The following is a 4,898-nucleotide window of genomic DNA, read 5'->3' as shown; positions in this document are numbered from 1 at the left end:
AACGACAACGCCCGCCCCCACTCACCTCTCCCACCCACCAACGGGAGGGGACAGACCGGAGGACGAAGTCTGTAGGGCTGTCACCGCACCCGACACACAAACGCCCGCCGCCAGGCGCAACGGCGAGACGCCCAACGGCAGGACAGTCGACAACGTACGCGGCGCCGCAAAGCACAACGGCGAGCAAGCCCCGCGGCGGGAAAGCCAGGTACGTGCGGGGCGCCGCAAAGCGGCAACGGCGAGGCGCCCCGCGGCGGGACGGCCAGGTACGTGGGAGGCGCCGCAAAGCGCAACGGCGAGCGAGCCCCGCGGCGGGACGGCCAAGTACGTGCGGGGCGCCGCGAAGCGCAGCGGAACGGCGAGCAACAACCGCGGCGGGAAAGCCAGGTACGTGGGGGACTAGGCGCGGGGGCGCCCAAGGGCGCGGTAGGTCCAGCCTGCCTTGCGCCAGAGTTGGGGGTCGAGGGCGTTGCGGCCGTCCAGGATGCGGCGTTCGGTGGTGACTTCGGCCAGGGCTGCCGGGTCCAGCTCGCGGAACTCGCGCCACTCCGTCAGGTGCAGCACCACGTCCGCGCCGCGCACCGCGTCCAGCGCGGTGTCCGCGTAGCCCAGCGTCGGGAAGAGCCGGCGGGCGTTCGCCATGCCCTTGGGGTCGTAGACGGTGACCTGGCCGCCCTGGAGGTGGATCTGGCCGGCGACGTTGAGCGCGGGGGAGTCGCGGACGTCGTCCGAGTCCGGCTTGAAGGTCGCGCCGAGGACGGCGACCCGCTTGCCGAGGAAGCCGCCGCCGACCGCGTCCCGGGCCAGCTCGACCATGTGGCCGCGGCGCCGCATGTTGATCGAGTCGATCTCGCGCAGGAAGGTCAGCGCCTGGTCGGCGCCCAGTTCACCGGCGCGGGCCATGAACGCCCGCAGGTCCTTCGGCAGGCAGCCGCCGCCGAAGCCGATGCCGGCCCGCAGGAACTTCTTGCCGATCCGCTCGTCGTGGCCGATCGCCTCGGCGAGCTTCACCACGTCGCCGTCCGCCGCCTCGCAGACCTCGGCCATCGCGTTGATGAACGAGATCTTCGTCGCCAGGAAGGAGTTGGCGGAGGTCTTCACCAGCTCGGCCGTCGGGTAGTCCATGACGATGAACGGCGAGCCCTCGGCGATCGGCTTGGCGTAGACCTCGCGCAGCAGCTCCTCGGCCCGCTCCCCGGCCACACCGGCGACGATCCGGTCCGGGTGCAGGGTGTCCTGGACGGCGAAGCCCTCGCGCAGGAACTCCGGGTTCCAGGCCAGTTCGGCCGCCGGGCCGGCCGGGGCGGCGGCCGCCAGCCGTTCGGCGAGCCGGGCCGCGCTGCCCACCGGCACCGTCGACTTGCCGACCACCAGCGTGGGCCGGGTCAGATGCGGCGCCAGCGCGTCGAAGGCGCGCTCCACGTAGCTCATGTCGCAGGCGTACTCGCCGTGCTTCTGCGGGGTGTTCACACAGACGAAGTGGACGTCGCCGAACGCACCGACCTCCTCGTAGGAGGTGGTGAAGCGCAACCGGCCGCTGGAGCCCTCGATGCCGGCGACATGGCGGCGCAGCAGCTCCTCCAGCCCCGGCTCGTACATCGGGACCTCGCCGCGCTGCAGCATCTCGATCTTCTCGGGGACCACGTCGAGCCCCAGCACCTCGAAGCCGAGCTCGGCCATGGCTGCGGCGTGGGTGGCGCCGAGGTAGCCGGTGCCGATCACGGTGATCTTGAGGGCCATGGGTGCTCCAGACGCATGCTGACGAAGACGGCCGGACCGAGCATAGTCGCGAGGGGAATGGCCTACTCCAGTCGCGCCGCGGGCAGGACCGTAACTGTCGGCAACCTCACGTATCCGCAGGCCGGGCCCGGCCCCTAGAATCCGGAGAGGTAAAGGGTTACTTAACGGTAGTTAGCGCTGCCGGAGCTCAGGGGAGTGAGAGTTAGTGGCGGGAACCGCTGATTTCGATCTGTACCGGCCGTCCGAGGAGCACGACATGCTCCGCGAGTCGGTGCGCTCGCTCGCCGAGGCGAAGATCGCGCCGTTCGCCGCCGCGGTGGACGAGGAGGCCCGCTTCCCCCAGGAGGCGCTCGACGCGCTGGTCGCCAACGACCTGCACGCCGTCCACGTACCGGAGTCCTACGGCGGTGCCGGCGCCGACGCGCTGGCGACCGTCATCGTCATCGAGGAGGTCGCCCGGGTCTGCGCCTCGTCCTCCCTCATACCGGCGGTGAACAAGCTCGGCTCGCTGCCGGTGATCCTCTCCGGCTCCGAGGATCTGAAGAAGAAGTACCTGTCCCCGCTCGCGGGCGGCGACGCGATGTTCTCGTACTGCCTGAGCGAGCCGGACGCCGGTTCCGACGCGGCCGGGATGAAGACCAAGGCCGTCCGGGACGGTGACGACTACGTCCTCAACGGCGTCAAGCGCTGGATCACCAACGCCGGTGTCAGCGAGTACTACACGGTGATGGCGGTCACCGACCCGGAGAAGCGCTCCCGGGGCATCTCGGCGTTCGTCGTCGAGAAGGGCGACGAGGGCGTCTCCTTCGGCGCCCCGGAGAAGAAGCTCGGCATCAAGGGCTCCCCGACCCGCGAGGTCTACCTCGACAACGTCCGCATCCCCGCCGACCGCATGATCGGCGAGGAGGGCACCGGCTTCGCCACGGCCATGAAGACCCTGGACCACACCCGCATCACCATCGCGGCCCAGGCGCTCGGCATCGCCCAGGGCGCGCTGGACTACGCCAAGGGCTACGTCCAGGAGCGCAAGCAGTTCGGCAAGCCGATCGGCGACTTCCAGGGCATCCAGTTCATGCTCGCCGACATGGCGATGAAGCTGGAGGCGGCCCGTCAGCTCACCTACGCCGCGGCCGCCCGCTCCGAGCGGATCTCGGCCGGCGGCAAGGGCGAGGACCTGACCTTCTTCGGCGCCGCGGCCAAGTGCTACGCCTCGGACGCCGCCATGGAGATCACCACGGACGCGGTCCAGCTGCTCGGCGGCTACGGCTACACCCGCGACTACCCGCTGGAGCGGATGATGCGGGACGCCAAGATCACCCAGATCTACGAGGGCACCAACCAGGTCCAGCGCATCGTGATGGCGCGCAACCTGCCCCAGTAAGCACCCCGGCACACAGGGAAGGGGCCCGGACCGCCGTAGCGATCCGGGCCCCTTCCCCGTCCGGTCCGGCGTCAGTTGCTGCTGACCGTGACCTTCTCGTCGTTGTTCAGCTGCTGGACCAGCTGCTGGAGCTTGTTCTTGTCCCACACGAGGTTGCCGCCGTTGGAGCCGGAGATCGGCATGTTCATCGACTTGCCCTCACCGTTGGTCACGCCCTTCATCGCGAAGAACATCTCGCCCAGGTCCCACAGGCTCATGTCCTTGTCGACGATCAGCGTGTCCAGGCCGGCGCCCATCACCGGGTAGAGCTTGAACGGGTTGAGCACCGTGCCCGGGGTGGCGGTCTGGCTGGCCAGCGCCGACAGGAACTTCTGCTGGTTCTTCGTCCGGTCCAGGTCACTGCCGGCGAAGGCGTGCCGGGTGCGGACGAAGGCGAGCGCCTGCTGGCCGTTGAGGGTCTGCTTGCCGGCCGGGAAGTCGGCGCCGGACCACTTGTCCTTGAACGCCTTGGGGATGTCCATCTCCACGCCGCCGATGGCGTCCACGATGTTGGCGAACCCGGCGAAGCCGATCTCGACGTAGTGGTCGATGTGCAGGTGGGTGTTGGCCTCGACGGTACGCACCAGCAGCTCCGGGCCGTCCTCGGCGTAGGCCGCGTTGAGCTTGGTGTGCCGTCCGGTGCCCGGGTACTTCTTGCCGGAGTCCGAGCCGACGAAGGACGGTATCTCGACGTCCGAGTCACGCGGCAGCGAGATCAGCGTCGGGCCGTTGCTGCCGTCGTGCAGGATCATCATCGAGTCGGTGCGCTTGCCCTCGGCGGAGCCGGTGTGCAGCTTCTTCTTCTGCTCGGCGGTCATGCCCTCGCGGCTGTCCGAGCCGACGATCAGGTAGTTCGTGCCGTCGCCGGTCTCCGGCCGGTCGATGACCTTGCTGAGGTCGACCTGGCGGCGGAGCTTTCCGTCGGCCCAGAAGTACGTGGCGACCGAGGCGACCGCCAGGACGACGACCACGGTGATGATCGTCCACTTGATGCGCCGGCCCCAGCGCGGCCGCGGCCGCCCGCCGCCGTATCCGTCGCCGTAGCGGTCACCACCGTCACCGCCGCCTCCGTAGACCTGGCCGGTGTTGTAACCGTCGTACGCGTCGTCGTAGCCCTGGGACTGCTGCGGCGGCACGGTCGCCCCCCTACGCGGGGACATCGACGGCGGCAGCGGGGGCTCCTGCCGCTGATAGCCGGGGGCCGCGTCACGCCGTACCTGGGGCATGGCGCGCGCACCCTCCGGGTCGGCGCCACTGCCGAGCCCGTATCCGTTGCCGTTCCGGTCGCCGGACCATCCGTTGGGCCACTCATTCATACGGGGCAGTGTGCACGGCCCCGGGGCCCGTCCCATAGGGCGGGTGCCGGATCGGGCCAGGGCTGTTGCAGACCTGATGCAAAGCGACGGCGGCGTTCCGCCGCATATCGCAAGGGCCTCTGACCATTCCGACCTGCGCGAACGGAATCGATCATTCCGGATCCTCCCCACGTACCGGACTTTCCCGCCGTGGGGTTTGTGGGCTTCACCACGTACCCGTCTGCGGCGCCGCGGGTCATCTCGCCGTTGCCGCTTTGCGGCGCCTCCCACGTACCCGTCTGCCCCGCCGCGGGGCTTGGTCGCCGTTGCGCCTGGCGGCGGGCGTGATGTTGTCGGGTGCGGTGCCGGCCCTCCAGACTTCGTCCTCCGGTCCAGCCCCTCCCGTGAGTAGGAGGTGAGAGCTCAGTGGGGGCTGGCCTGAT

At 69.7% G+C, this 4,898-nt stretch carries 3 protein-coding genes; 1 reads left to right on the top strand and 2 read right to left on the bottom strand.

What is annotated here, in order from left to right; genetic code table 11:
- Positions 1-399: 399 nt before the first annotated feature.
- Positions 400-1,740: a UDP-glucose dehydrogenase family protein gene (locus tag ACFV1J_RS40185; RefSeq protein ID WP_385866942.1), complete on the bottom strand. Its 1,341-nt coding sequence runs from the start codon at positions 1,738-1,740 to the stop codon at positions 400-402.
- 205 nt (positions 1,741-1,945) lie between these two features.
- Between ACFV1J_RS40185 and ACFV1J_RS40180 the strand changes: the two genes are divergently transcribed.
- Positions 1,946-3,121, top strand: coding sequence for an acyl-CoA dehydrogenase (locus tag ACFV1J_RS40180; protein ID WP_385866941.1), 1,176 nt, complete (start codon positions 1,946-1,948; stop codon positions 3,119-3,121).
- Positions 3,122-3,192: 71 nt separating this feature from the next.
- Here the strand turns inward: ACFV1J_RS40180 and ACFV1J_RS40175 are convergent, their stop codons facing one another.
- The gene (locus tag ACFV1J_RS40175) at positions 3,193-4,476 is read right to left on the bottom strand and encodes an LCP family protein (protein ID WP_385866939.1); all 1,284 of its coding nucleotides are present in this window, start codon (positions 4,474-4,476) and stop codon (positions 3,193-3,195) included.
- Between the last annotated feature and the right edge of the window lie 422 nt (positions 4,477-4,898).

The sequence above is a fragment of the Streptomyces sp. NPDC059649 genome, from assembly GCF_042734445.1.
Taxonomy (GTDB): Bacteria; Actinomycetota; Actinomycetes; order Streptomycetales; family Streptomycetaceae; genus Streptomyces.
Note: the sequence above shows the minus strand (reverse complement) of the source record. Positions and strands in the feature narration are given on the sequence as shown.